General features: G+C 59.9%; 25 protein-coding genes, 1 tRNA gene and 2 riboswitches. Of the genes, 15 read left to right on the forward strand and 11 right to left on the reverse strand.

The genetic code is table 11. The features are described 5' to 3' along the window. Positions 1-96: 96 nt before the first annotated feature. Positions 97-1,953, reverse strand: a complete 1,857-nt coding sequence (gene ftsH / locus DRET_RS03530) for an ATP-dependent zinc metalloprotease FtsH (RefSeq protein WP_015751156.1) — start codon at positions 1,951-1,953, stop codon at positions 97-99. A 697-nt stretch (positions 1,954-2,650) separates the two neighbouring features. Here ftsH and DRET_RS03535 point away from each other — a divergent pair. From DRET_RS03535 to DRET_RS03545, 3 genes are all read left to right on the forward strand, one after another. Continuing rightward, on the forward strand, positions 2,651-3,166 hold the full coding sequence (locus DRET_RS03535; RefSeq protein ID WP_148214010.1) for an MFS transporter: 516 nt from the start codon (positions 2,651-2,653) through the stop codon (positions 3,164-3,166). Further along, positions 3,151-3,483, forward strand: coding sequence for a hypothetical protein (locus DRET_RS03540; protein ID WP_015751159.1), 333 nt, complete (start codon positions 3,151-3,153; stop codon positions 3,481-3,483). The genes DRET_RS03535 and DRET_RS03540 overlap by 16 nt, the downstream gene beginning before the upstream one ends. 171 nt (positions 3,484-3,654) lie before the next feature. Then, on the forward strand, positions 3,655-4,962 hold the full coding sequence (locus DRET_RS03545) for a calcium/sodium antiporter (RefSeq protein ID WP_015751160.1): 1,308 nt from the start codon (positions 3,655-3,657) through the stop codon (positions 4,960-4,962). A 37-nt stretch (positions 4,963-4,999) separates the two neighbouring features. Here the strand turns inward: DRET_RS03545 and DRET_RS03550 are convergent, their stop codons facing one another. Beyond that, positions 5,000-5,473, reverse strand: a complete 474-nt coding sequence (locus tag DRET_RS03550; RefSeq protein ID WP_015751161.1) for a cereblon family protein — start codon at positions 5,471-5,473, stop codon at positions 5,000-5,002. A gap of 196 nt (positions 5,474-5,669) precedes the next feature. Here DRET_RS03550 and murJ point away from each other — a divergent pair, with 196 nt between their 5' ends. Then, positions 5,670-7,205 (forward strand): murein biosynthesis integral membrane protein MurJ, encoded by a 1,536-nt coding sequence (gene murJ / locus DRET_RS03555; RefSeq protein WP_015751162.1) that lies wholly within the window; start codon positions 5,670-5,672, stop codon positions 7,203-7,205. Next, a complete protein-coding gene (locus DRET_RS03560) occupies positions 7,205-7,954 on the forward strand; it encodes a tRNA1(Val) (adenine(37)-N6)-methyltransferase (protein ID WP_015751163.1) in 750 nt (249 codons plus the stop codon). The genes murJ and DRET_RS03560 overlap by 1 nt, the downstream gene beginning before the upstream one ends. A gap of 13 nt (positions 7,955-7,967) precedes the next feature. Here the strand turns inward: DRET_RS03560 and DRET_RS03565 are convergent, their stop codons facing one another. Then, positions 7,968-8,651: a CBS and ACT domain-containing protein gene (locus DRET_RS03565; protein ID WP_015751164.1), complete on the reverse strand. Its 684-nt coding sequence runs from the start codon at positions 8,649-8,651 to the stop codon at positions 7,968-7,970. Positions 8,652-8,737: 86 nt separating this feature from the next. On the opposite strand from DRET_RS03565, the gene larC reads away from it, so the two are divergent. Further along, on the forward strand, positions 8,738-9,910 hold the full coding sequence (larC, locus tag DRET_RS03570; RefSeq protein ID WP_015751165.1) for a nickel pincer cofactor biosynthesis protein LarC: 1,173 nt from the start codon (positions 8,738-8,740) through the stop codon (positions 9,908-9,910). Between the two features lie 60 nt (positions 9,911-9,970). On the opposite strand, the gene DRET_RS03575 is transcribed toward larC, so the two are convergent. Both DRET_RS03575 and DRET_RS03580 read right to left on the reverse strand, forming a co-directional pair. Further along, entirely contained in the window at positions 9,971-11,197 is a 1,227-nt protein-coding gene (locus DRET_RS03575) for a U32 family peptidase (RefSeq protein ID WP_015751166.1), read from the reverse strand. After that, positions 11,194-12,069 (reverse strand): PHP domain-containing protein, encoded by an 876-nt coding sequence (locus DRET_RS03580; RefSeq protein WP_015751167.1) that lies wholly within the window; start codon positions 12,067-12,069, stop codon positions 11,194-11,196. The genes DRET_RS03575 and DRET_RS03580 overlap by 4 nt, the downstream gene beginning before the upstream one ends. Positions 12,070-12,255: 186 nt before the next feature. On the opposite strand from DRET_RS03580, the gene DRET_RS03585 reads away from it, so the two are divergent. The 4 genes from DRET_RS03585 to DRET_RS03605 all read left to right on the forward strand — a co-directional run bounded on the left by DRET_RS03585 (position 12,256) and on the right by DRET_RS03605 (position 14,621). Next, a complete protein-coding gene (locus tag DRET_RS03585; RefSeq protein WP_015751168.1) occupies positions 12,256-12,459 on the forward strand; it encodes a Trm112 family protein in 204 nt (67 codons plus the stop codon). A 372-nt stretch (positions 12,460-12,831) separates the two neighbouring features. After that, positions 12,832-13,245, forward strand: coding sequence for an Hsp20/alpha crystallin family protein (locus tag DRET_RS03595; RefSeq protein WP_015751169.1), 414 nt, complete (start codon positions 12,832-12,834; stop codon positions 13,243-13,245). A gap of 46 nt (positions 13,246-13,291) precedes the next feature. Next, positions 13,292-13,654: an Hsp20/alpha crystallin family protein gene (locus tag DRET_RS03600; protein ID WP_015751170.1), complete on the forward strand. Its 363-nt coding sequence runs from the start codon at positions 13,292-13,294 to the stop codon at positions 13,652-13,654. Positions 13,655-13,778: 124 nt separating this feature from the next. Continuing rightward, the gene (locus DRET_RS03605; RefSeq protein ID WP_015751171.1) at positions 13,779-14,621 is read left to right on the forward strand and encodes a TatD family hydrolase; all 843 of its coding nucleotides are present in this window, start codon (positions 13,779-13,781) and stop codon (positions 14,619-14,621) included. 49 nt (positions 14,622-14,670) lie between these two features. Here DRET_RS03605 and DRET_RS03610 read toward each other — a convergent pair whose 3' ends face one another. From DRET_RS03610 to DRET_RS03625, 4 genes are all read right to left on the reverse strand, one after another. Further along, complete coding sequence (locus DRET_RS03610; protein ID WP_015751172.1) at positions 14,671-15,402, reverse strand: cyclic nucleotide-binding domain-containing protein; 732 nt, start codon at positions 15,400-15,402, stop codon at positions 14,671-14,673. A 12-nt stretch (positions 15,403-15,414) separates the two neighbouring features. After that, positions 15,415-15,852 (reverse strand): hypothetical protein, encoded by a 438-nt coding sequence (locus DRET_RS03615; protein ID WP_015751173.1) that lies wholly within the window; start codon positions 15,850-15,852, stop codon positions 15,415-15,417. A 72-nt stretch (positions 15,853-15,924) separates the two neighbouring features. Beyond that, positions 15,925-16,161: a DUF4911 domain-containing protein gene (locus DRET_RS03620; protein WP_015751174.1), complete on the reverse strand. Its 237-nt coding sequence runs from the start codon at positions 16,159-16,161 to the stop codon at positions 15,925-15,927. Next, positions 16,142-17,203 carry a M24 family metallopeptidase gene (locus tag DRET_RS03625; protein ID WP_015751175.1) on the reverse strand — a complete coding sequence of 354 codons (1,062 nt, stop codon included), beginning with the start codon at positions 17,201-17,203 and terminating at the stop codon, positions 16,142-16,144. Before DRET_RS03625 ends, DRET_RS03620 begins: the two co-directional genes overlap by 20 nt. Positions 17,204-17,364: 161 nt before the next feature. Continuing rightward, positions 17,365-17,466: riboswitch (TPP riboswitch) on the forward strand. Positions 17,467-17,602: 136 nt separating this feature from the next. Next, positions 17,603-17,704, forward strand: a riboswitch (TPP riboswitch). A 179-nt stretch (positions 17,705-17,883) separates the two neighbouring features. On the opposite strand from DRET_RS03625, the gene thiS reads away from it, so the two are divergent. The 5 genes from thiS (at position 17,884) to thiE (ending at position 21,547) form a co-directional block, all read left to right on the forward strand. Next, entirely contained in the window at positions 17,884-18,084 is a 201-nt protein-coding gene (gene thiS, locus DRET_RS03630) for a sulfur carrier protein ThiS (RefSeq protein WP_015751176.1), read from the forward strand. Next, positions 18,084-18,869 (forward strand): thiazole synthase, encoded by a 786-nt coding sequence (locus DRET_RS03635; RefSeq protein ID WP_015751177.1) that lies wholly within the window; start codon positions 18,084-18,086, stop codon positions 18,867-18,869. Before thiS ends, DRET_RS03635 begins: the two co-directional genes overlap by 1 nt. 139 nt (positions 18,870-19,008) lie before the next feature. Beyond that, positions 19,009-20,127, forward strand: coding sequence for a 2-iminoacetate synthase ThiH (gene thiH / locus DRET_RS03640; RefSeq protein ID WP_015751178.1), 1,119 nt, complete (start codon positions 19,009-19,011; stop codon positions 20,125-20,127). Beyond that, a complete protein-coding gene (gene thiF, locus DRET_RS03645) occupies positions 20,124-20,783 on the forward strand; it encodes a sulfur carrier protein ThiS adenylyltransferase ThiF (RefSeq protein ID WP_015751179.1) in 660 nt (219 codons plus the stop codon). Before thiH ends, thiF begins: the two co-directional genes overlap by 4 nt. A gap of 113 nt (positions 20,784-20,896) precedes the next feature. Then, complete coding sequence (gene thiE, locus DRET_RS03650) at positions 20,897-21,547, forward strand: thiamine phosphate synthase (protein ID WP_015751180.1); 651 nt, start codon at positions 20,897-20,899, stop codon at positions 21,545-21,547. A 528-nt stretch (positions 21,548-22,075) separates the two neighbouring features. Here the strand turns inward: thiE and DRET_RS03655 are convergent. Together DRET_RS03655 and amrS are read right to left on the reverse strand one after the other, a co-directional pair. Beyond that, positions 22,076-22,152 (reverse strand) — tRNA-Pro (locus DRET_RS03655). A gap of 44 nt (positions 22,153-22,196) precedes the next feature. Beyond that, complete coding sequence (gene amrS, locus DRET_RS03660; RefSeq protein WP_015751181.1) at positions 22,197-23,225, reverse strand: AmmeMemoRadiSam system radical SAM enzyme; 1,029 nt, start codon at positions 23,223-23,225, stop codon at positions 22,197-22,199. Positions 23,226-23,357: the final 132 nt, after the last annotated feature.

Below are 23,357 nucleotides of genomic sequence, written 5' to 3' on the forward strand. Positions count from 1 at the left end.
CAGAGCCCGGACAAGGAGCGTGGGGGGGCGGTGCACAAAAAACGCCGGCGGACACAGCATGTCCGCCGGCGTGGTAATGGCTATGGGAAAGGTCGATCAGGCGCCAAGTAATTTCAGTGCCTTGCGCCCTTCGATTTCTTCATCCTCAAGCAGGGCCTCAGCCAAACGGTCCAGGGCGTCGCGATGGTCCGTGAGGATGCGCAGCGTACGATCGTAGGCCTCGGCCAGGATGCGCTGGATCTCCTTGTCGACTTCGTGGGCCGTGGCTTCGCTGTACTCCCGGCGCTGGGCGATTTCTTCGCCGAGAAAGACTTGTTGACTGCGGCCCCCCAAGGCCATGTGCTGGAAAGTCTCGCTCATGCCCCAGTCCTGCACCATTTGTCTGGCGAGCTGCGTGGCCTGTTTGAGATCGTTTTCGGCGCCGCTGGTGGAAGTGTTGAAGACCAGGGTCTCCGCGGCCCGGCCGCCCATCATGACGCTCAAGCGGTCCAGCATGTACTCCTTGGGATAGATATACCGTTCGCGTTCCGGCAATTGCTGGGTCACGCCCATGGATTGGGTGCGCGGAACGATGGAGATCTTGTGCAACGGGTCGGCTGTCGGGCTGAAGGCCCCGACAGCGGCATGTCCTGCCTCGTGGTAGGCGATCATACGCTTTTCCTCGTCCGTCAAGGCCAGTCCTTTGCGCTGCAGGCCGAGCAGGATTTTGTCCCGGGCCTCCTCGATGTCCTCCTTGTGGATGGTGTCGGCACCCTTGCGTGCGGCCAAAAGGGCTGCTTCGTTGAGCATGTTTTCCAGATCGGCGCCGCTGAAGCCAGGGGTACCCCGGGCGAGGTCGGCCATGTCCACGTCGTCGGCCAAGGGTTTGGAATGGGCGTAGACCTCGAGGATCTCCTCGCGGTCCTTGGTTTTCGGTAGGTCAACGGTGATGCGACGGTCGAACCGGCCCGGGCGCATCAAGGCCGGGTCGAGGATATCCGGCCGGTTGGTGGCGCTGATGACCACGACGTTTTCCGTGGGCTCGAATCCGTCCATTTCCGAGAGCAATTGGTTGAGGGTCTGCTCACGTTCGTCGTGCCCCCCGCCGAGTCCGGCGCCGCGCTGCCGCCCGATGGAATCGAGTTCGTCGATAAAAATAATCGCCGGAGATTCCTTTTTGGCCTCCTGAAAGAGATTGCGGACCCGGGAGGCGCCGACGCCGACAAACATTTCCATGAAATCAGAACCGGTGATGGAGTAAAACGGGACCTCGGCCTCGCCGGCCACAGCCCTGGCTAGCAGGGTCTTCCCCGTGCCCGGCGGACCGATGAGCAGGCACCCTTTGGGAGTCTTGCCGCCCAGGGCATGGATCTGGTCGGGATTTTTCAAGAAGTCGATGATTTCCTGGATTTCAGTCTTGGCGCCTTCTGCGCCGGCCACATCCCCGAGGGTTACGCTTTCTTCACTGCGATTAAAGAGTTTGGCCTTGTTCTTGCCAATGGAAAACATTCCGCCGCCCTGCCCCTGACTGCGCCGGATCTGGTAGATGATAAGGGCCATGAGCAGGATAAAGGGCAGAAAACTGATCAGGATTTCCGTCCATGTCGCATCGGGTTCGGGCTCGGTCTGGACGGTGACCCCGTTTTCCTCGAGCTGGGTGAGCAGGGTTTCGTCGCCGAAGGAGGGGACGTAGGTCACAAAACGGGAGAATTCTTCGCTCTGGCCGTCCCCGATTTGGCGCTGGGCCGGAGAGTCAAGGCGGCCTTCAATCCGCGGTCCCTGAATGGTCACTTCCTGGATATTGCCGTTGCGCAACTGACTGTAGAAGGTCGTGTAGCTGATGTGCGGCGGGGCGTTGAACTGGCTGACACTGCTCCACAGCCACCAGAACACCAAAAGAAACAGGAGTATGGTCCAGGGATTGTTCCGGGCGTATTGCCGGATATCCCGTGATTTGTTGTTCGAATCTTCCACGTCAACCTCCTTGGGCGGCCGTTTTCAGTCCCCTGTGTGCCGGGAAAAGGAAAACGGAGGGTTTGATGGTTGCGGGGGCGTGTCGGCCCGCTGCCCCAATCGCGTATTGGCCGGAGGATACCGGCGGTATGCTCACAGGAAATAAGGACGGCGTGACACCGCTGTCAACCGGCGCCAGTGGACACGGCGGTGAAAAATCAGGGTAAGAGCGCTCGAGGCCCGGTGGCCAGGAAAATGGAATTGTATTGACAAGGACGTGGTTCCCTGTTTGGCCGTATGGGATTGTGGGGGCCGAGATTACGCAAGGGCACAGGCCGTGCCCCAGTCTCGCAGCGGGGTGTGTAAGGGAGTTTTTCGGATTCCAGTGGATTGGGGGCAGCAAGGAAGCAAAACGGCAACAGGTAGGTTCTTTGACGGATCCTGTGGATTTTTGGAGTTTGCCGCCTCTTCTGTGTGCCCACTTTCGGCCCGGTATTTTCTCAATCCCGCCAAAGGGGGATCCTTGCCCCCTCCGGACTCTCAAGTGGAACAGAACTCCAGGTGTCGAAGATGGCCCTTGTTGCATCGGAATCCGCCTGGGAGCATTCAGTTCGCGGTCCGGTTTCCCCCTTTTGGCGGGACCAAGAAAATGTACGGGCCTTTCGCTCGAAGCACACAGAAGAGACGGCAAACTTTTGCGTCTGAAATTCCATGCCCTGTGACGAAGAAGCCCAACAGGTATCGGCTCCGTCGTCAGGACATCCTGCGCAGCAGCCAGGAACGCTTTGCCAAGCACGGCTTCGCGAGAAAAACGCGTTCATGGACAAAGACCTTTGCGGCAAGAAATATAATTATCTCCTTGGGATTTCTGTGTTTTTTCGGCGGCATTGTCATTTTGTCGCTTTATCTGCACAATCTCATGGGGTATAGGGCGTTCTGGACCGTGCGTTGGCCGCGGGGTATCCAGGCCCTGGGCTGGGGCTTTTTTTGTCCCCTGGTCGCAGCGACCTCTAGCAATATCCCGAAACAGGAGATGGGCAACGCCACGGCTGTGTCCACCCTGCGGCGCAATCCTGGAGGCAGCTTCGGTGTGGCCTTCGGGGCCACTGTCCTGGCCATGAAAAAAACGGTAACCGGAATGGTCCTAAGCATTTGCTTGCCTATGGTGGCTAAGCGTTTCAATTATGGCATTTGCAGTCTGGAGAGAAGAGAAAGGCTATGTATATCGGATTAACCATCGTCGTTGTCGTGGCGCTGTTGATTCTTCTGGCCCGGTATGCTGGACACCGGGCCATGCGGCGCCGTATCCAGGGACGGACATTGGATGACTATGCCCGGCGCCACCCCGAGGCCGTGGAAATGGGCAAAGTCTATTGCTTTGCCTGCGGCAGTTCTGAGACCACGGCCCAAGGGGTTGTCTCCAATGCCGCCGGCAGCCTCGAAACGCATTATTGCGCCCAATGCGGGCAGGAATTGTATGTGTCGGCCACCGGAAAACTGGCCGACACCCTCCGCGAGGCCGGAGTGCCGCGGGTCAATCCCGGACGGTGACCCGCATAGAGCGGTCCGGGAGCCCTTGCGCGGCTGGGAGATGACGCTAGAGCACTGACGCCGGTATCCGCTCTCCCTGCCCCGGTACTACCTTGGTTGCGCGCCCCCTTTTACGGCCCGCACAACAAAGCGGTCAACGAAACTCCAGTTCCGGCGTCAGGAAGAAACACCGTGCTTCTTTTAACTATCGGATTGGTGGTCTTGCTTGTGGGTGCGGATCAATTGGTCCGCAGCGCTTCACGGCTGTCCTTACTGTTGGGGATCTCTCCCCTGGTGGTGGGATTGACCGTGGTCGCCTTTGGGACCAGTGCGCCGGAATTGGCGGTCAGCATGACCGCGGTCATCAGCGGCACGCCGGAGTTGGCCCTGGGCAACGTGTTCGGGAGCAATATTTTCAATACCCTGGTTATACTGGGGTTGGCCGCCGTCATCCAGCCGTTGGTCGTGCAGCAACGGTTGATCAGGCTGGACGTGCCAGTCATGATTCTCGTCAGTGCTTTGGCGTGGCTGTGCGTGGCCAATGGCAGGCTGTCCATGCTCGAGGCCGGGATACTGCTGGCGATTGGGGGCGGGTATCTGGCCTTTTTGCTTTTGAAACAGGAGACCGGGCTCAAGGGAGGGGTCGAAGAGATCGAGCGGCCTGAACCGCGACAATGGGTCTGGCGTGTGCCGCAGCTCTTTGCTGGGTTCATTCTTCTTGTCCTGGGCAGCAGTTGGACCGTGCAGGGGGCCACCTCCATCGCCGCACGGCTCGAGTTGGATGCTATGGTTGTTGGGTTGCTGATGGTCGCCGGAGCGACATCGCTCCCGGAACTCGCGACATCCCTGGTCGCCGCGGTGCGCGGCGAACGTGATATCGCCGTGGGCAACGTCGTGGGCAGCAACGTGCTCAACCTTTTACTGGTCCTTGGCGGGACAGGTCTGGTCAGTGGACACGGCCTGGAGATTCCCCAGGCCGCCCTGCATTTCGATATCCCCATCCTGGTCGGGGTGGCAGTGGCCTGTCTGCCCATCTTTTTCAGCGGGGGGAGCATTACCCGGCTGGAAGGATTGTTTTTTCTTGTCTCCTACGCCATGTACACCATCCTGCTGATCGGATTTCGCAAAGAATGGTGGGCCCTGGCCAGTGAAGATGTTGCTGGACTGTTTTTGCTGGCCTTCACTGGCGGCGTCCTCGTGGTCTCGGTCCACCGCCTTGAGCGCCATATCGCCGGGACGCTGCATATGGTCGCTGCAGAGGCCGAGGCCTCCTTGCGCGCCTCCTGGCGCCAGGTGCGCAAGCTGGTCGTTCTCGTGACCGGGGCGGCTGTGGTTTTGGCCGGTATCGCCCTGCTGTTTCTTCCCGGTCCTGCCTTTATTGTGATCCCCTTGGGCTTGGCCCTGCTGGGCACGGAGTTTGTCTGGGCCCGCCGCTTGCTGCACGGTATGCAGAGCCAGATCCACGCTACAGTCCGCCGGGCGAGAGGGCGGAAACGGTGATCCGTTTTTCCGTTCTCTCGGGCTGATTCAGGCTGGGTCAGTGGTGGCTCGGCCCGTTGGAATCCGTCTCAAGGACCAATTGGTCGAGCAGCAATCCGAAAAAGACATCCGTTGTCTGTTCGTAGCGCCATCCCAGATGGCGCTGGCATTGGCTGCAGAGGGTAATGCGCCAAGCGAACCCGGGGAACCAGGTAAATTCCAAAGTCGGCCTGCCCACCGCGCTACATCCTGGAGCCCGTGCAAAACAGCCGATTTCGAAAACAAACCCGTGCGGGTTGAAGAACACGTGCTCGTGGGCGCCTTTCCGGACGATTTGGTCCTGCGGCGTGGTAATCGGGTGTTTGCAGTGGCGGCAGAGAAAACGCTGCCGACCGGACGCATCCAGGGCAGCCTGTTCAGGAGTTGCCTCGCCGGCCGGCCCTGAGGGGCGCTGCTCCGGGCGATCTCGCAGCAGGCGCGCCCCTGCCTGGGCAAGCTGGGACGATACGGTATAACATTCAATTTGTGACATAGCTGCAGAGCTTTGAGTTGGCCCCTTGATCCGTGGAACGGGTGTGGTGTGCACCCCTGCATCACGGTTTCAGGGGGAATTCTGATAGAGGCGGTGTTCACCGTCCACTAGAGCAAAGGCAGCGGCAATGGTCCAGGCGCGGCCGCAACGCGGCAAAGAGCCGGGCTGCGCTACTGTTGGGAGTTGGGAAAGCACGATGAGCCACACGCGAAAAATCGCCCGCAACGCTTCTGTCGTCGCTGGGGCCACTTTGTTGAGCCGGGTCCTGGGATTTGTGCGCGATGTGGTCATCGCCTTTGCCCTGGGCGCAGGCCCCCTGGCCGACAGTTTCTTTGTCGCCTTCCGTCTCCCCAATCTCCTGCGCCGCCTGTTTGCCGAAGGGTCGTTGACTATGGCCTTTGTTCCGGTCTTTACTCGCAGTGACCGGTTCGACGGGCAGGACGAAGCCTTTGCAGTGGCGCGTTCGACCGCGTTGTGGCTGCTCCTTCTCCTCGGTCTGCTGATGGGCGTGGCCATCGTCGCGGCCAGGCCGTTGACTCTTGTTATCGCCCCGGGATTTGCGGATACTCCGGAGGTCGTGAATCATACCGCCCTTCTGGTGCGGATCTGTTTTCCCTATATCCTGTTTATCTCCGGAGTCGCCCTGTGCATGGGCATTCTCAATGCCCGGGACCATTTTCTCGCTCCGGCGCTGGCGCCGTGCGTGCTCAATGCGGTGTTGATCACCGCTTCGTTGGCGGCGGTCGCCTTGGGGTGGCCGGTGCCAACGACCCTGGCCTTGGCCGTTCTTGTCGCTGGACTGGGGCAGTGGCTGCTCCAGCAGCCCTTTTTGCGCCGGCAAGGATTCTCCTGGTTCGGACCGGCCTCTTTGCGCCACCCCGGGGTGCTGCGCATCGGCCGGTTGATGCTCCCGACTGTTGTCGGGGCTGCAGTCTATCAATTGAACATCGTTCTGGGAACCGTTCTGGCGTCGTTCTTGAGTCTGGGAAGCATCTCCTTTCTGTATTATGCCGACCGGCTGGTGCAGTTCCCCCTGGGGGTCTTCGGGATCGCAGTCAGCCAGGCCGCCTTGCCGAGCTTTTCTCGTCTGGCCGCTGACGGCGCGCATGAGGACCTGCTGCAGACGTTGAATAAGACTCTGGGATTGCTCCTTTTTATCAGTCTCCCGTCGGCTGCCGGCTTGATAGCGCTCTCAGAGCCGATGGTGGCGACCCTTTTTGGCCGCGGCGCGTTTAGTGCTGAAGCGGTGCAGGCTACGGCCTGGGCTTTGGTCGGCTACAGCACAGGGCTCCCCGCTTTTTGTTGCGTGCGCTCGCTGGTCTCGACCTATTACGCCCTGGAGGATACCAAAACTCCGGTCAAGATCGCCACCCTCTGCCTGCTTCTCAACGGGGGGCTCGGTCTGCTGCTCATGCAATTCTGGGCCCATGTCGGCCTGGCATTGGCGGTGGCCCTGGCCTCTTGGGCGAATGTTGTGTTGTTGCTGCGGGGATTGCGGGCCCATTTTAACGGACCGTGGATGGCGGTTCCCGGCGTCGTCCGCATGCTCGGCCTGAGCCTGCTGGTGGGCGTCGGCGCCTGGGTCACGGCCGGGTGGGGCGGCTGGGCGCTTTTGGGGATCCCGTTCTGGGCCGCGGTCTATCTCGGTGCGGCCGGGATGTTGGGCATGCCGGAGACCGAACTCTTTTTTGACGGGACTCGGCAAGTGCTGCGACGGGTGGGGAAGCGGTGATGCCGACGGCTGCTCGAGCCATCTTTCCCCGCGGCCTCCAGCAGCCCGAGTCCGGGTTTCGTTTTTCCGCGGACGCGTTGCTGCTGGCCTGCTTCAGTCCGGCGCCGACAGGAACACAGGTCCTGGATCTCGGCGCGGGATGCGGCGTGGTCGGGTTCGGACTGGCTCTGCGCCAGCCGGGCATCCAACTGACCGGCGTGGATTGCAATCCGGAGATGGTCGCGGCGGCGCGGGAAAACGCTGCCCGCCTTGGTTTGGAACAGCGGGCGGTTTTTGTTGAGGCCGATGCCGCCTTGGTCCGCGATACGGCGACTCCCCTCGATCCGGAGTCGTTTCCGCTGGTGGTCTGCAATCCGCCATACCGGGATCCGGAAACAGGCCGGAGCTGCAATGACGCGGCGCGCCAACAGGCCCGCTTTGCCGGGAAGCAGGGACTTCACGCCTTTGTTGAGGCTGCTGCGTATGTGCTGTGCAATCGGGGCCGGCTGTGTCTGGTCTATCTCGCCGAGCGGCTCCCGGCTCTTCTCACCCTGCTGCGCGACCACCGTCTGGAGCCCAAACGGATGCGTTTCGTTCACAGCCGAGCCGATGCCGCGGCCAAGCTGGTCCTCGTCGAGGCACGCAAAAATGGCGGTGCGCAATTGACCGTCGAAGCCCCCCTCGTTTTGTACACTGCCGCGGGGCTGAGCCCCGAAGCCACAGCTTTTTGTCCTTACCTGGCCTGCAATGCGCGGCGGCGGACATCTTGAGGCGGCCTCCTGCTCAGGGTTCTTTGGGCGCAGGCGGCAGATCGTCCTCCACCCAGAACGACAATGCGGTTCTGCGTGCCAGGGTCTCTCGCAACACGGTCTGCTCCTTGAGCGGGAGCAGGGCGATGCGAATATAGACCTGCCGGGTTTCCGGTGTGGCGGGGTCGGCGGCGGTCAGCAGGCTCGTCACTCGTGCCCCGTGCTCCCGGAGAAGGTCGAGGACCGCCTGGAGGGAGCCGGTGGTGGTCGGAAGGGTGACCCCGAATTGGATGCCTGGTTGGCGAGCGCCGGTGATGGTGGTCAAAACATCGAATATATCGCTTTCGGTGATGATGCCGACCACGGTGTTGTCATCGTCCACGACAGGGAGCCCCTCAATTGTGTGGCGGCGCATGAGAATGGCCGCGCGGCCGACAGTGTCCCTGGCCCGCACGGTCACTGGACTGGGGGTCATGATGTCCTGGAGGCTGATGGCGGACAGCAGGTAGTACAGTTCGTGGATATCGAGGGTGGTTGCCCGGGAAGGGGAGGCCTCCTTGATATCCCGGTCAGTGACGATCCCCAGCAGCCGCCCGTGGGAGTCGACCACTGGCAAACGGCGGATGGCGTAGTCTTTGAGGGTCTTGGAGGCTTCCATGAGGGTCGCGTCTGCTGCGACGGTGTGTACTTTTGTGGTCATCCAATTTTCGACGAGCATGGTTTCCTCCTTGCCTGGCAACGGGTTGGAAGCGCGAAGGGACAAACAGCAGGTATTTTCTAGACAATTCCAAAGGACTCGTTGATATGCAAGAACTCTTTCTTCAATGCCCGACGGGAATCAGTGGGGACATGTTTCTGGGCGGATTGGCTGATCTGGGACTGGACTTCACTCCCTTGGCGACCATGTTCAGCCAGGCTGGTCTGGATATTGAACTGAGCACGCCGCAGGTGCGGCGACACGGACTTGTGGGCACTGGGTTGGAACTCGGCGCTGCGGCGGAGCAGCCCCTGCGCCATGAAAGTGACCTGCGAGAGGTGATCCATTCGCTGCCCCTGTCCCGCGAAGTGCGCGATAAGGCCTGCAGGGCCGTGGCTCGCCTCGCCGAGGCCGAGGCCGCCGTTCACGGTATCGACCGCGAAGCGGTCCATTTTCACGAGGTCGGCGCCGTGGACACGGTGGTCGATATAGTTGGAGCGATGTGGGGTGTGGAGCAACTCGGCATCGAGCGCATCACCTCGACGCCTCTGCCCTGGTCTCACGGGGAGGTCCATTGCGAACATGGCATCCTTCCGGTTCCGGCCCCGGCCACGGTCCAACTTCTTCGCGGCAAGCCGGTCGCTCCCGCAACAGAACACGGAGAATTGGTCACACCGACGGGAGCGGTTCTCGTCGACCAGATGGTGGATGAGTTTGTTGAGGGGCCGACCGGGACGCTTCTGGCCTCGGGACTGGGGTGGGGCAGCCGGGAACTCCGGCAGCGCCCCAATGCGCTGCGTCTGTTTCTTGTAAAGACCGGCAATACGGCGCCGCGTCCGGAAGAGATCTGGGTTCTGGAAGCCAATATCGATCACCTGACCGGAGAGGAACTCGGCGGACTTTTTGGTCGCTTTCTGGACGCCGGCGCACTGGATGTCGTGTATCTGCCGGGGGTGATGAAAAAAAACAGGCCCGGCGGGGTGCTGCAGGTCTTGAGTTCTCCGGAGGACCTCCCGCAGTTGCAGGAAATGTTCATTGCCCACAGTTTGACGCTGGGCGTGCGGCGCAAAAAATGGGAGCGGCTGGTGGTCGAGCGGCAGGCCAGCCATCTGCAGACCCCGTGGGGGACAGTGGCGGCTAAGACTGCCTCCAGTGGAGCGCTTTCCTGGACCCGCCCGGAGTATGAGGCGCTGGAGGCTCTGGCTGCCAAAACCGGTCGCTCCGTGGCCGAATTGCGTTTGAAACTGGGGCTCAAGGCGCAAGAAGATGACCCAGCGTAGCCGGCAGGTGGGGATTTTCTCAATGCCTGCGGTGCGCTCAAAGGTTCCTGCCGAACCGGGCTAGGCCTGCAGACGGGCTCGTAACAGCAGGTCGGGGCGCAAGGCGGGATTGTCGCTTCGCAGTCGGCCGCGGACCCCGGAGTGGATGGTCTCGATCCGGTTTCCGTCCTCTTTTTCCAGTCCGAATGAGCCAAGGCAAGGGCGCTGCAGCCCGGGAGCCACGATTTCGATATCGTCAGTCACGGCAAAGCGGTGCCGGGCGCTGATTTCCCAGGTTCCCGGCGCAAGTTCGCGTTCGATACGAGCCACAATGGGGGTGCGGTAGCTGGGGGCGGCGCGAAGTGTCAGTCCGCGGGCATGGGGCAGGAAAAATCCTGTTCCCAGATTCCTGGTGGCGCTTGGCTCCAATTCCCGCAGGTAGGTGTCTCGCCGAAAACGGCGGGCGGCGATATCGTCCAGAGCGGTGCGGTAGACGTCCACGACCTGGCCGACATAGGAACAGGTCTTGATTCGCCCTTCGATTTTGAGACTCTGCCACCCCTGGTGGACGAACCAGGCCAGGTAGGGCACCAGACACAGGTCCTCGGCGGCCAGGATGTGCGTAAAATCTCTGTCCTGTTCAATCTCCCAACACGGCTGGCCCTGACGGACTCCTTCCTCCAGAATGTGGCGCCGGTAGCCGAAACGACAGGGGTGGGTACAGGCCCCCAGATTGGCGGAGCGCCCGTTGAGGTGGTCGCTGAGCAGGCAGCGTCCGGAAATGGCCATGCACTGGGCGCCGTGGACAAAGGATTCCAATTCCATGTCCGGCACCTCCCTGCGGATGCGGCGCATTTCCGGGCCGGAGAGTTCGCGCGCCAAGTTGACCCGCTGGACACCGCAATCGCGCCAGAAGGCGATGCTGGCGGCGTTCGAGGTATTGGCCTGGGTGCTCAGATGCAAGGGGATACCCGGGGCCAGGCGCCGGGCCAGGGCGATCACGCCGGGGTCGGCCACGATGAGGCCGTGTATCGGGGTGGCGGCCAGCTGCTCCAGGGTGGCTTCTATCTGGGACAGATGGTGTTGCCGGGCCAGGATGTTCAAGCAAAAATAGACCTTGGCGCTGTGTCTGGCGGCGAAAGCCACAGCGGCGGGGAGTTCCCCCGGAGAGAATCCTTTGCTTTGCGCGCGCAGATCCAGACCGCTGCCACCGAGATAGACGGCGTCGGCGCCGTACACCAGGGCGGTGCGAAGCCGTTCCCAATCCCCTGCCGGAGCGAGGAGTTCCGGCAATCCTCCTCGGCTCACAGCAGGCTCTCCGTGACCCATTGCCCCTTGAGGCGCCGGGCTTTTTTCATACGTTCCAGCAGGGCATAGGGGACATGGAGACCATCCTTGCCCCGCCCGAGATGGATGTCCGGTTTGACGGCGCCGTGAAAATCCGAGCCTCCGCTGAGCAGGAGGTCATAGCGCTCGGCCAAGCTTTCACAGTGGCGGATCAATTCCGGCGAATGTTCAGGGTAGTAGGCCTCTATGCCGTCCAACCCCAGCGATTTGAGATGAGCGACCTCTTTTTCCAACTCCTCGGCAGACAGGCCCAACGAAAAGGGGTGAGCGAGGATGACCGTGGCCTCTTCCTCCCGGAGCGCCGCAATCGCCTTTTTCGGAGAGAGCTTGTCCTTGGGGACATAGGCCATTCCCTCCGGACCAATAAAGCGATGGAAGGCGTCGTTGAAGTCAACGGCAATATTTTTTCCCACCAGAGCCTGAGCGATATGCGGCCGACCCACTGCGGCGTCACCGGCCATTTTGAGGATCTCGCTGGAGGTGATGCCCACCCCAGCCGCCTGGAGCTTGGCGATCATCCGTTCATTGCGGGTGTTGCGCTTGTTGCGCAGGTCCTGCAGGATTTTCTGGAGATGGCGGGGGTGTTTGGGCAGCCACAGGCCGAGAACGTGCATCATGCCCCCGGGGAAGTCGACACTGAGCTCACAGCCGGGAATGACCTCGACGCCGAGTTCGCGGCCGGCCTCAATGGCCTCAGGCAGCCCCATGGTCGTATCGTGATCGGTCAGGGCCACGGCGGCCACCTGTTCCTGACGGGCCAGGGCGATGAGCTCCCGGGGCGTCAATGTGCCGTCGGAAGCGTTGCTGTGGGTGTGCAAATCAATACAAGGCATGCAGTGTGTCCTTTGGTGGTCTGTGGCGGCGCTCCGGCGCGAGGTGGCGCTTGGCACCTCCGTATCCCCTTGGGGGCAAGGGGGCGAGAAAGGCTGGGCCTGAGTTGCCATTGCCAAGAAGAAAGCATAGAAAATCAGCCTGACACAGGCAACCCGTAACCAGAGCAGAACAAGCGGAGAGCGATGATGAGCATCAATAAGGAATTGCTGGATTTGCTGGCCTGCCCGCAATGCAAGGGCGAGTTGGAACCGACCGGCGCAGAAGACGGATTAATATGCCACTCCTGTGCCGTGGTCTACCCGGTAGAGGACGGAATCCCGGTCATGCTCATCGATGAAGCCGTTTCCTTATCCGACTGGGAGGCTGGCAAGCGGCGCAAGCACCCCTGATTGCCATATGGCAGAACGTCTTGGCAGCCTGTTTTCCACTCCTAAAAATGGCGTCACGACGTGCAAGCCTCATTTTGGGACCGGAGGAATCTCTCCCTGGGTCCGGAAAATGGCAACGAGACCAGTCCCGGTGTCACAATGCCAGCCAAATCCGTGGAACGGGAGTGGGCAAGGATGCAGGAGTTGGCATTTTCCGTCAGCCTTGCTGGTTTGCAGGATTGTCAGACGGCTGTCAGCACGGCGTTGCCGTGATTCTCGATGCGGCCCGAGTGCTGGTGGGGCGCGAGAGAATCTTTCTTCTCTGCAGGTTGACACGTTTTCGGAGCTGTTTATTTTAGAGTGATGGAAACGTGAACCCAGGAGGTGAGCGCTATGGTAATCGATTTTAGTTCTTTTTACGATCTGCCTCGTAGTATGGAGCAATTGTTCGATAATTTCTGGCAACCATCTTCGTTTCCCCAGCGGCGTCAAGCCTTCCCTCCGCTGAATATCAGTGAAGACAGTGAAAATGTCTATGTTCGAGCTGAAATGCCGGGGCTGCATGTTGAAGATGTTGATCTGACTTTGACTGACAACAGCTTGATCATTAAAGGTGAACGAGTTCAGGAGGAGGGGAAATATTTTCGCCAAGAGCGCGCCGCAGGCGTTTTTCAGCGCCTTGTCAATTTAAATGTTCCTGTCCAAAGAGATAATATCAGCGCGACAATGCGCAATGGAATTCTTGAAATTCGCTTGCCGAAATCAGAAGAGATCAAGCCAAAGAAGATAAGTATCGATGTGGGGTAGTCGCTTCATCTGAATCCGATACAATACAATATTCAGGGGGTGTCCCATGAGTGATACAAACGTTCAGGAAAAAGAATTGCCCCGGTATCGTCCGGCGACAGATATTATTGAAAAAGAGGATGGATTCCATCTTCTGGTCGACATGCCGGGGGTCAGTAAAGAACAGCTGACCATTGATCTCAATGACAATACCCTGCGGGTATCAGGGAAATCGGAGTCACTCCTCGCATCCCAGGAGCGCAATCTGGATCAGGAGTTTGCTACGGCTGAATATGTCCGGAGTTTCACCTTGTCCGATGTCATCGATCAAAACGGTATCCAAGCCAACCTCAATAACGGCGTCTTGGATATCCATCTGCCGAAGGTGCAAAAGTCGGAACCGAAAAAGATCGAGATCCAAAGCGCATAATTGGTGGTGCAATGCGAGAAAGGCCGGCTCAGCCGGCCTTTTTTTTGACGTACTGCGCGGGGCGGGAGAGTGCCGTCGGCGTGGAGACCAACACAGACCACTTCGTTAAAAAGGGGGAGTCATCGTGGGAAAGAAAAAACGGGTCCGTCCGGAACCGGCCTCGCTCGGTTTGCCGTGCCTCGGAGTGGACACCCACGCCCATCTGGATATGGGCCCGATGGCCGAGATGCTGCCAGAGGTGCTACAACGCAGTCATTCGGCGGGAGTTGGCCGCGTGGGGCAAGTTTTTCTGGGCCCCGAGGCCTATGCAAGCAAACGTGAGCAGTTTCGTGATTTTCCTGAGGTCTTTTTCCTGGCCGGAATCCACCCCCATGATGCTCAGACCTTTACAGCGGATGGCATTGCGGACTTGAGCCGAGCCATGGGCAAGGATGACCGGCTCAAAGCCTGGGGCGAGATCGGTCTTGATTACTACTACACGTACAGCCCTCCTGAGGTGCAAAAGGCAGCGTTGCGCGCCCAGCTTGAGGCCGTGCGGCAACTGGATGTCCCGCCGGTGATCCACTCTCGCGATGCGGACGAAGAGACGTTGGCCATCTTGCTGGACATGGGGTTTGCCGACAGACCGGTGCTCTGGCATTGCTTTGGGCGCGACCTGGAATTCGGACGCAGGCTGGTCGGCTATGGATGGACGCTCTCCATCCCGGGCACAGTGAGTTACCGGAAGAATTTTCCGCTGCAAGAAGCGGTGCGAAACCTGCCCCTGGATCGGCTGGTGCTGGAGACGGACGCCCCGTTCCTCGCCCCGGAACCGTATCGCGGCAAACCCAATGAGCCGGCCTTGAGTGTTTTCACCGCCCAGGCCGTTGCCCGTCTGCGCGAAATGCCTGTGGAGGAGCTTTGGGAAGCCATGGGCCGCAACGCGGTGCGGTTTTTCGGACTCGCCCCCCTGGGATCTGCTTTGTAGGCCCGAAGAGCGCGTGGCTCGCACTCCGAAAAATGGGTTGCGGGAGGGATCAGAGGAAGATGTGGCCTGTGCCGTCGCAACTGCTGAGTTGGAGATTGGAGTCGGCAAGCCGTTGGGCGAGAGATGTGATCATGCGCAGGGCGAGGTCCGGATGGCCGGCAATGGCGTCGTTGAGGGCCCCTGGCGGGTAGACTTCGAGAACGGAATGGCCGATGGAACGGACGGTCGCGTTGCGAGGCTGGTGCAGCAACGCAGCCATTTCTCCGAAAAAATCGCCAGGCTGGTTCAAGAGGTTGAGCCGAATTCCGTTCTGGGTGACCTCGAGGCCGGCGTCAGTGGAAACGACGCGGTAAATATCCCGACTCGATTCGCCTTCCCGGATGACTGTCTGCCCGGGCGCATAAGTCTGCAGATCAGCCGGATAGTATACGGGGCACTGCTCGGCGGGCTGATCCAGTCGTTGCCACCAATGCCGCAATTGACCGCTGAGACTTTGTAGAGCCATGTTTCCCATACTTTCGGATTCCAGGAGTTCCCCTTGGATTTCGCTGGGGGAATAGGCCGCGACGCGCAGATCGGTGTCGGCAACCGCGGCATAGGGGGAACGACGGTATTCGGCGAAGTAGCCCTCCATCCCCAAAACTTGTGGAGCGGCCAACTGCAAAAGGCGTTGCGCGCCTTTCCACAGGCTCACTGTCCCGTGCACGAGACAATAGACACGATCCACCTGCGAGTTTTCCTGGAGCAGATGCTCCCCTGCCGCAACGGTGAGTAAACGCACAACGCCACCATCCTACTCGGTCTGGAATTCGAAACTGTAGATGTCTCCAATGCTCAGTTCGATTGGACCCCATTTGCTTTGACCGGTGAAGGTAATATCCGGCTCAAGCTGGACTTCCTGACGGGTGCCGTCCTGAAAACGGATCCGCGCGGAAAATGCCTCTCCTTGGTCCAGCATGTCCACCCGGGCGATGCGATTGAAATCGATGCCCAGCTTGGCCTTGCCCAATTGCGCCGGCAGATAGGTCACGCCTTGGATGGAAAAATGATCGACTTCATAGCTCCGGGCGGCGACGTCTCGAATCACTACAGTAAAGGAACGATCGGGCTCAGGAACTTGACGGACGATCTTGGTCGAACTGCTGCCCATGCCGGACAAGAGTGCGACAAAGGCCAGGACAACCACAGGTACAACAAGGTGGGACATCAGTCTTGGCAGGATGCAACGCATGGTATCACCTTGGTTTGGAAAGGTTTGCGGCACAAGGGAACGCTTGTTTGTAAACGTCGTCGCCCCATTGGGTCACAGCGGCAAACGGGTGAGCACACCCTCTCGTTCAAGCCCTGCAAGAACGGTGGTGACCGTTTCCCGGACACTGGCGGGAAAAACGATGCGCAGGACAGCCTCGTATTTGTCGGCGACTGAAAGATACGCCAGATTGTCGTGTGCTTCAAGGATGAACCGCACATAGGCGATTTCCCGTCGTGGGACGTGGACAAAAATCCGTTGGGACCAGGTCTCAGAGGACTTCGGCGCCATTGTCCGTCACCAGAACCATGTGTTCCCAGCGTACGCCGCCCCATTCCCGGTAATACAGTCCGGGTTCAATGGTGATGACCATGCCGGGTTGCAGAAGGTGTTCGCTGTAGGGACTCAGACTCGGGGCTTCATGGGTTTCCAGACCGATGCCGTGTCCCAGGGCGTGGGTGAAATAGTCCTCCTGGCCGTGGGCGCGGAAGGTTTCCTTGGCCACTGTATACAGGTCTTTGACCGGCATTCCCGGGGCAATGGCCTCGATGGCCTTGCGCTGGGCCTCCTGGACCCGTTCGCGGGTCTGCAGGAATTGTTGCGAGGGAGTCTGACCGACCCAAAATGTGCGGGTCTGATCTGAACAATACTGCATTTTGCGTCCGCCGGTATCGATCAGCACCGGGCATTGTTCCGTAATGGGAGTCTCACCGGGGATGGCATGGGGCAGGGCCGCGTTTGGCCCCACTGCGGCAATGGTGGCAAAGGCCAACTCGGTGGCGCCGTTTTCCCGGAAGAGTTTTTCGATCTGCCAGGACAGCCAGGCCTCGGTTCGCCCGGGTTGGAGGATTGCCTCCACAGATTCGAAAACAAAGTGATTGAGTTTGCAGGATTGCCGCAGGCATTCAATTTCCTGGGTGTCTTTGCTCAAACGGAGATTTTCGACCAAGTTGGTGGTTGGCCGGAGGTTGAGGTCGCGGCTGAGTTCCTGAAAAGTTTCCACGTCCAGGCTACGGGCCTCGAAGCCGATGGTCTCCAGCCCCAAATCGCGTAGCATGCCACTGACGGAGGTGTTGCGTTTTCCGGTATAGACGAAGAGGTCCTCAGCGGGCCAGACCTGTTTGGCGGCCTCGGTATACCTGGGATCGGTCAGCAACCAGTCCCGGCCCTGGGCGGTAACCACGATCCAGCCCGCGCTTTCGTTACACTGCGGGTCGTGGAGTTCAAAATGGCTCAGATAGTACCGGTTGGCGGCATGGGAGACGATCAAGGCGTCGAGGCCCTGATCAGAAAGGACGCTGCGCAGAGCGGCGCGGCGGTGTCGGGTCGGCATATGCAATCCTTTGGTTCTGTGCATTTTCAGACGATCTGTCCGGCGGCAGGGAAGGAAGGCCGTTGCCGCCGGAGGATCATGCCCCGAGGGATATAGCGCAAACTGTGTTGACCATGCAAGACAGATCACCTTTACAGGCGTCTTGAGATTCATTATACCTTCTCTCGTGCTAGGGGAGCCCTCGGGGCTGAGAGGGGCCAGGAGCCCGACCCTTGGAACCTGATGCGGGTCATACCGCCGCAGGGAAGCGTGGCCCACTGCCAACGACCAGTGCGTATCCGCCCGCTTTCCTGGGAAAGCGGGCTTTTTTTATGCGCTCGCCAGTTGGCGATCCAGATAGAGGGGAGCAGGCGACGGATTTGGCCGGTTGACGGCCAGAGAAGCCGCACAGATCCCGACACACAATGCTGGGGGAGCCCTTCGGGGCTGAGAGGGACTGCGGTCCGACCCTTGGAACCTGACGCGGTTTGAACCGCCGGAGGGAAGCAGCCAAGCCGAAACACCGTGCCTGGTTTGGAACCCTCCTTTGCGGAGGGTTTTTTTGTGCCTGCCCGGGCGGGACCCTCTGGTGGCGCCGAGCCTGAATAAGACTGCCAGGCTCGGGGGTTGTTCCTCAGCATGTCCCGGATTCAGGAAAGAAACAGAGCGCCGCATGCCGGTGGAAAACAAGGACGTCAGTTATGGAGATTCAGGTCAATGGAGAACTGGTACGTGTCTGTGAGCCCATGGATCTCGCCGCGTATCTGCAGACGCTCAAACTCGATTTCGACCGGGTCGTCGTCGAGTATAACGGGGCGATTGTACCTCGGGAGAAGTGGCCAGAAATCTGGTTGAGCGCCGGGGACCGAGTCGAAATCGTCCAATTTGTCGGAGGTGGATGATGGTAGAGGAAATGGAAGGAGCGCCGTTGAGTATCGGCGGGACGGCGCTTTCGTCGCGATTGTTTATTGGAACCGGGAAGTACGGCAACGATAGCCTGATCCCCGACGTGGTCCGCGTCAGCGGAGCACAGGTTATCACCGTGGCCCTGCGCCGGGTCGACTTTGCGGCCCAGCACGACAATGTCATGCAGCATATCCCCGAGGGAATGCGCCTTTTGCCTAATACCTCGGGCGCGCGCACGGCACAGGAAGCGGTGCGGATCGCCCGCTTGGCCCGGGCTGCCGGATGCGGAGACTGGATCAAAATCGAAGTCATCGATGACTCGCGGTATCTCCTGCCCGACGGATACGCAACAGCCAAGGCCACTGAACAATTGGTCAAAGAGGGATTTACGGTCCTGCCGTATATCAATCCGGATCTCTATGTGGCCCGGAGCTTGGTCAATGCCGGAGCAGCGGCGGTCATGCCCCTCGGAGCCCCCATTGGCTCCAATCGGGGGCTCAAGACCAGGGAAATGGTCCGCATCCTCGTCGATGAGATCGATGTCCCGGTCATCGTGGACGCCGGTTTGGGATTGCCGTCCCATGCCTGTGAGGCGATGGAGCTTGGGGCCGACGCCTGTCTGGTCAATACCGGCATCGCCTCGGCTGCAGATCCTTTGCGGATGGCCGCAGCGTTTGCCGCCGGTGTCCAAGCCGGCCGCGATGCCTGGCTGGCTGGCCGCGGTGTATCGTCTGCGCAGGCCCAGGCCTCTTCGCCGCTGACCGGGTTTCTCGATGGATAAGCCCTGCCGGGCAAGGAGCACGACCAGGGAGCAGCCCCTCTGCTCTGCATTCGTGGTTTGTCTGGTGCCAGAGCCGGTGATGCGTGGCTTGAAGAGGCTGTTCACGCTGGGGCGTTGAGAAAAAAACGAGGAAAGCATCATGGAATTTGCCGATATCCTGGAACAATGGCCCGCGGATCGAGTAGAGGCGTTTTGCCGTACCCGAAGTTCTGCAGATGTCCGGCGAGCCCTGCAGACAATTCGCCTCAGAGCTGAGGAGTATTTGACCCTGCTGTCGCCCGCGGCCCAGGACCATCTGGAGGCCATGGCCCGCCGAGCCCAGGCCGAAACCCGACGGAACTTCGGCCGTGCCATTGTCCTGTTCACCCCATTGTATCTCTCGAATTATTGCCAGAACCAATGTGTTTACTGCGGCTTCAACGCCGCTCAACCCATTGCCCGGCGCAAGCTCGAGGACCGGGAAGTGGAAGCCGAAGCCGAAGCCATCGCCGCCACTGGTCTGGGCCATTTGCTTCTTCTCACCGGTGAGGCCCCGCAACTCGCCGGAGTCGAGTATCTGGAGCGGTGCCTGCGTCAGTTGACCCGGTGGTTTTCTTCGGTTGCCCTTGAAGTTTTTCCCATGGGGCGCACGGAATATGCCCGTTTGGTCCGGGCGGGGGCGGATGGATTGACCTTGTATCAGGAAACCTATGACCGGGAGCTGTATGCAGCGCTCCATCCGGCCGGACCGAAACGGGATTTTGATTTCCGCCTCGGGGCCCCGGAGCGGGCGTGTCAGGCCGGTATGCGATCCGTGAGCCTTGGAGCGCTTTTGGGATTGGGGGCTTGGCGGCACGACTCCTTTGCGACCGGTTTGCACGCCGCTTTTTTGCAACACCGGTATCCCGGGGTGGAATTGGCCGTTTCCCTGCCCCGGATGCGGCCGCATTGCGGCGGGTATGAGCCGGCCCATCCGGTTTCGGATCGGGAACTGGTCCAGATCATGCTGGCCCACAGGCTTTTTCTGCCCTATGCGGGCCTTACCCTTTCCACCCGGGAGAGCGCTGCCCTGCGGGACAATGTCCTGGAACTGGGGGTGACGAAATTGTCGGCAGGATCAGTGACTGCGGTCGGCGGGCACACGGACGGCCCTGAGACCGAGGGACAGTTCGACATCGCCGACACTCGCGATGTGGCAACCCTGTCCAATGCTTTGCGTGCTCGGCATTTCCAGCCGGTGTTCAAGGATTGGGAGCCGCTTCTGGAGACCGGGACGTGAGTGTACTCCACGACGCTGTGGCCGCCCATATAGGACAAGAAGCGGGCCGGTTCCTGGAACAGTTCCGGATCGGGATCGCCGGCTGTGGCGGTTTGGGATCGAATTGTGCCGTGCATCTGGCCCGCAGCGGATTCCGACGCTTCGTCCTCGTGGATCATGATTGCGTTGAAATATCGAATTTGAACCGGCAGTTTTTTTTCCCCGAACATATCGGGCGGCCAAAAGTGGAGGCGGTGGCCCACACTCTGCTCCGGCTGGACCCGGAGCTGGAAATTCGCACTGTGACCGAGCCCCTGGTTCCGGACACCGCAAGGGAGGTCTTTCAGGGGTGTCATTGCGTGGTGGAATGTCTGGATGACCCTGCAGCCAAAGCTTGGCTGTTGACCACCTGCGCGACCACGCAGCGTCTTTATGTCGGGTCTTGCGGGATAGCGGGATACGGCCGGGCCCAGGCGCAGACTGTCCGGTGGCTGGGAAGGCAGTGTTGCCTGGCCGGGGATCAGCTTTCTGGTGTCGGAGAGCGCACTCCCCCTTTGGCCCCCGGTGTCGGGGCAGCCGCGGCATTACAGGCCGACGTGGTTCTGAGTCATTTTCTGGGCGGCTTTCAGACCGGTGGGCCCAGCATTGAGCAGGGCTCCGCGGAGAGAGCGGTATAGCGGTGTGTCGCACCGGGCGCAGGGTTGCGGGATATCCGGCCTGGTCTCATTGCGGTAGTCGCTGCAGCGTGCGGGGACTGCCAGATTGGAAACAGTTTCAAAAGGACTTTGTTATGCGACAGCGTCTATTAGCAACCGATCTGTATTGTTTGACCGCTTCTGATCTCTCCAGGGGGCGGGAGACTGTGGAAGTCGTAGAGCAGATGCTTGCGGCCGGCATCCGTCTGGTGCAGTACCGGGAGAAAAGCAAAAAGGCTGCTGCGCAGTACAGGGAATGTCAGCAGTTACGGAAGATGACCCGAGACGCTGGAGCCGCTTTCGTGGTCAACGACGATGTCGCCCTGGCTCGGGCGGTCGGGGCTGACGGAGTGCATATCGGGCAAGAGGATCTGCCGGTCCCGGTTGTCCGGGATCTCGTCGGGCCGGACATGGCCATCGGGGTTTCTACCCATGGACCGGACCAGGCCCTGGCTGCTGTGGCCGACGGAGCGGATTATATCGGAGTCGGTCCGCTCTTCGCGACCCAAACCAAAAAGGATGTTTGTGCGCCGGTGGGGCTTGCATATCTCGATTGGGTCGCGGCGCATATCGATCTTCCCTTTGTGGCCATCGGGGGAATCAAGGAACACAATGTGGCAGAAGTCGTGCGCCACGGGGCGCGTTGTGTGGCATTGGTGACCGAGATCACCCAGGCAGAGGATATTGCGGCGACAATCGCCTCGGTGCGCCAAACAATGGCAGCCGCCAAGGGGCAGCGCGGATGATTGCGCATCGGCCTGGAAAAGCTGGTGCGAATCCGCGCGAGGAACTGCCTCGTACTCATCAGAAGCGGTGGGGGAGACAAACGGCTTCCGGGGCGCTCAGGGCGCGCTTTAGGCCACGTTTGCATTGCTCTACTTGCGCGCCATTTGCATGTATGGGCATCAGGCTCAAAAACAAGGTTCTTTGACGAATCCTGTGGATTTTTGGAGTTTGCCGTCTCTTCTGTGTGCCCACTTTCGGCCCGGTATTTTCTCAATCCCGCCAAAGGGGGATCCTTGCCCCCTCCGGACTCTCAAGTGGAACAGAACTCCAGGTGTCGAAGATGGCCCTTGTTGCATCGGAATCCGCCTGGGAGCATTCAGTTCGCGGTCCGGTTTTCCCCCTTTTGGCGGGACCAAGAAAATGTGCGGGCCTTTCGCTCGAAGCACACAGAAGAGACGGCAAACTTTTGCGTCTGAAATTCCATGCCCTGTGACGAAGAGCCAAAAACAAAAGGGTCACAGCACGAAGCTGTGACCCTTTGAAATATCTGGTCGGGAAGACTGGATTCGAACCAGCGACTCCCTGGTCCCAAACCAGGTGCGCTACCAGACTGCGCCACTTCCCGGAAGACGACGATCTCTACATGGAAACAGTGAAAAAGGCAAGACCCTATTTTGCGTTCTGGCCCAGGCCGACGATGGGGATCGGGTGGCCACATTTGGCGCAGCGGCCGTTTTGCAGGGCCTGTTTTTGCAAGGCGAATCCGCGCCGTTTGACGACCAGGGCCTTGCATTGCGGGCAATAGGTCGATTCAGATTCGTGACCGGGCATATTGCCAATATAAATGTAGTCCAGTCCCGCCTGCGTACCGAGTTCATAAGCTCGCTGCAGGGTCTGCAAAGGAGTGGGCGGCGTGTGGTCCATTTGAAATGCCGGATGGAACCGGGAAATATGCCAAGGGACGTGGGGGCCGAGTTCCTCGGCGATAAAGCCGGCCAATTCGCTGAGTTCGCTGTCGCTGTCGTTTTCCCCGGGGATGATCAAAGTGGTGACTTCCAGATGCCAACCGAGTTCAGCGACGGTTCGCAGCGCATGCAGGACCGGCTTGAGCTTGGCGCCGCAGAGTCGGGTGTAGAAGTCCTCCCGGAACGACTTCAGATCGATGTTCGCGGCATCGATGAGTCCATCCCAGTTTTCCAGGCATTCCCTGCTCATGAATCCGTTGCTGACAATGATGTTTTTCAAACCGTATTCTTTTGCCAAACGGGCGGTATCTTCCACGAGTTCAAAAAAAATCGTCGGCTCGGAATAGGTATAGGCCAGACTCGTAACCTCCTGGGCCAGGGCTTCCTGGACCAGTTCCTGGGGGGAGGTCGGACGGCCGTAGATCGGTTGCCCCTGGCGTGGAGGCTGCGACAGGGAATAGTTTTGGCAAAAGGCGCAGGAGAGGTTGCAGCCCATGGTGCCCAAGGACAAAGTGCTTGACCCCGGCCAGAAGTGGAAGAGCGGTTTTTTTTCCACGGGATCGATATTCAGTGCCGCTATCCTGTCGTAGACCAGCGTGTACAGGGCGCCGTCACTATTGCAGCGGACACCGCAATGGCCGCGCTCATTGGGCTCAATTCGGCAGAAATGGCTGCACAGCCGGCATTGGACCCTCTTGTCCGTCAGCGGTTTCCAGATCCTGGCCTTGTGCATGGAAGACTCCTTTTTCTGTCCTGCTGCAGCGTATCAGTCTTGGAAGATGGTCGTCTTCAGTGTCCCGGCAAGATTTTTTCCGATGGGCCCACTCCTTTTTTCCTCCACCTGTTCCCTATAGGCTGATTTCCG

It is taken from the genome of Desulfohalobium retbaense DSM 5692, from assembly GCF_000024325.1.
Taxonomy (GTDB): domain Bacteria; phylum Desulfobacterota; class Desulfovibrionia; order Desulfovibrionales; family Desulfohalobiaceae; genus Desulfohalobium; species Desulfohalobium retbaense.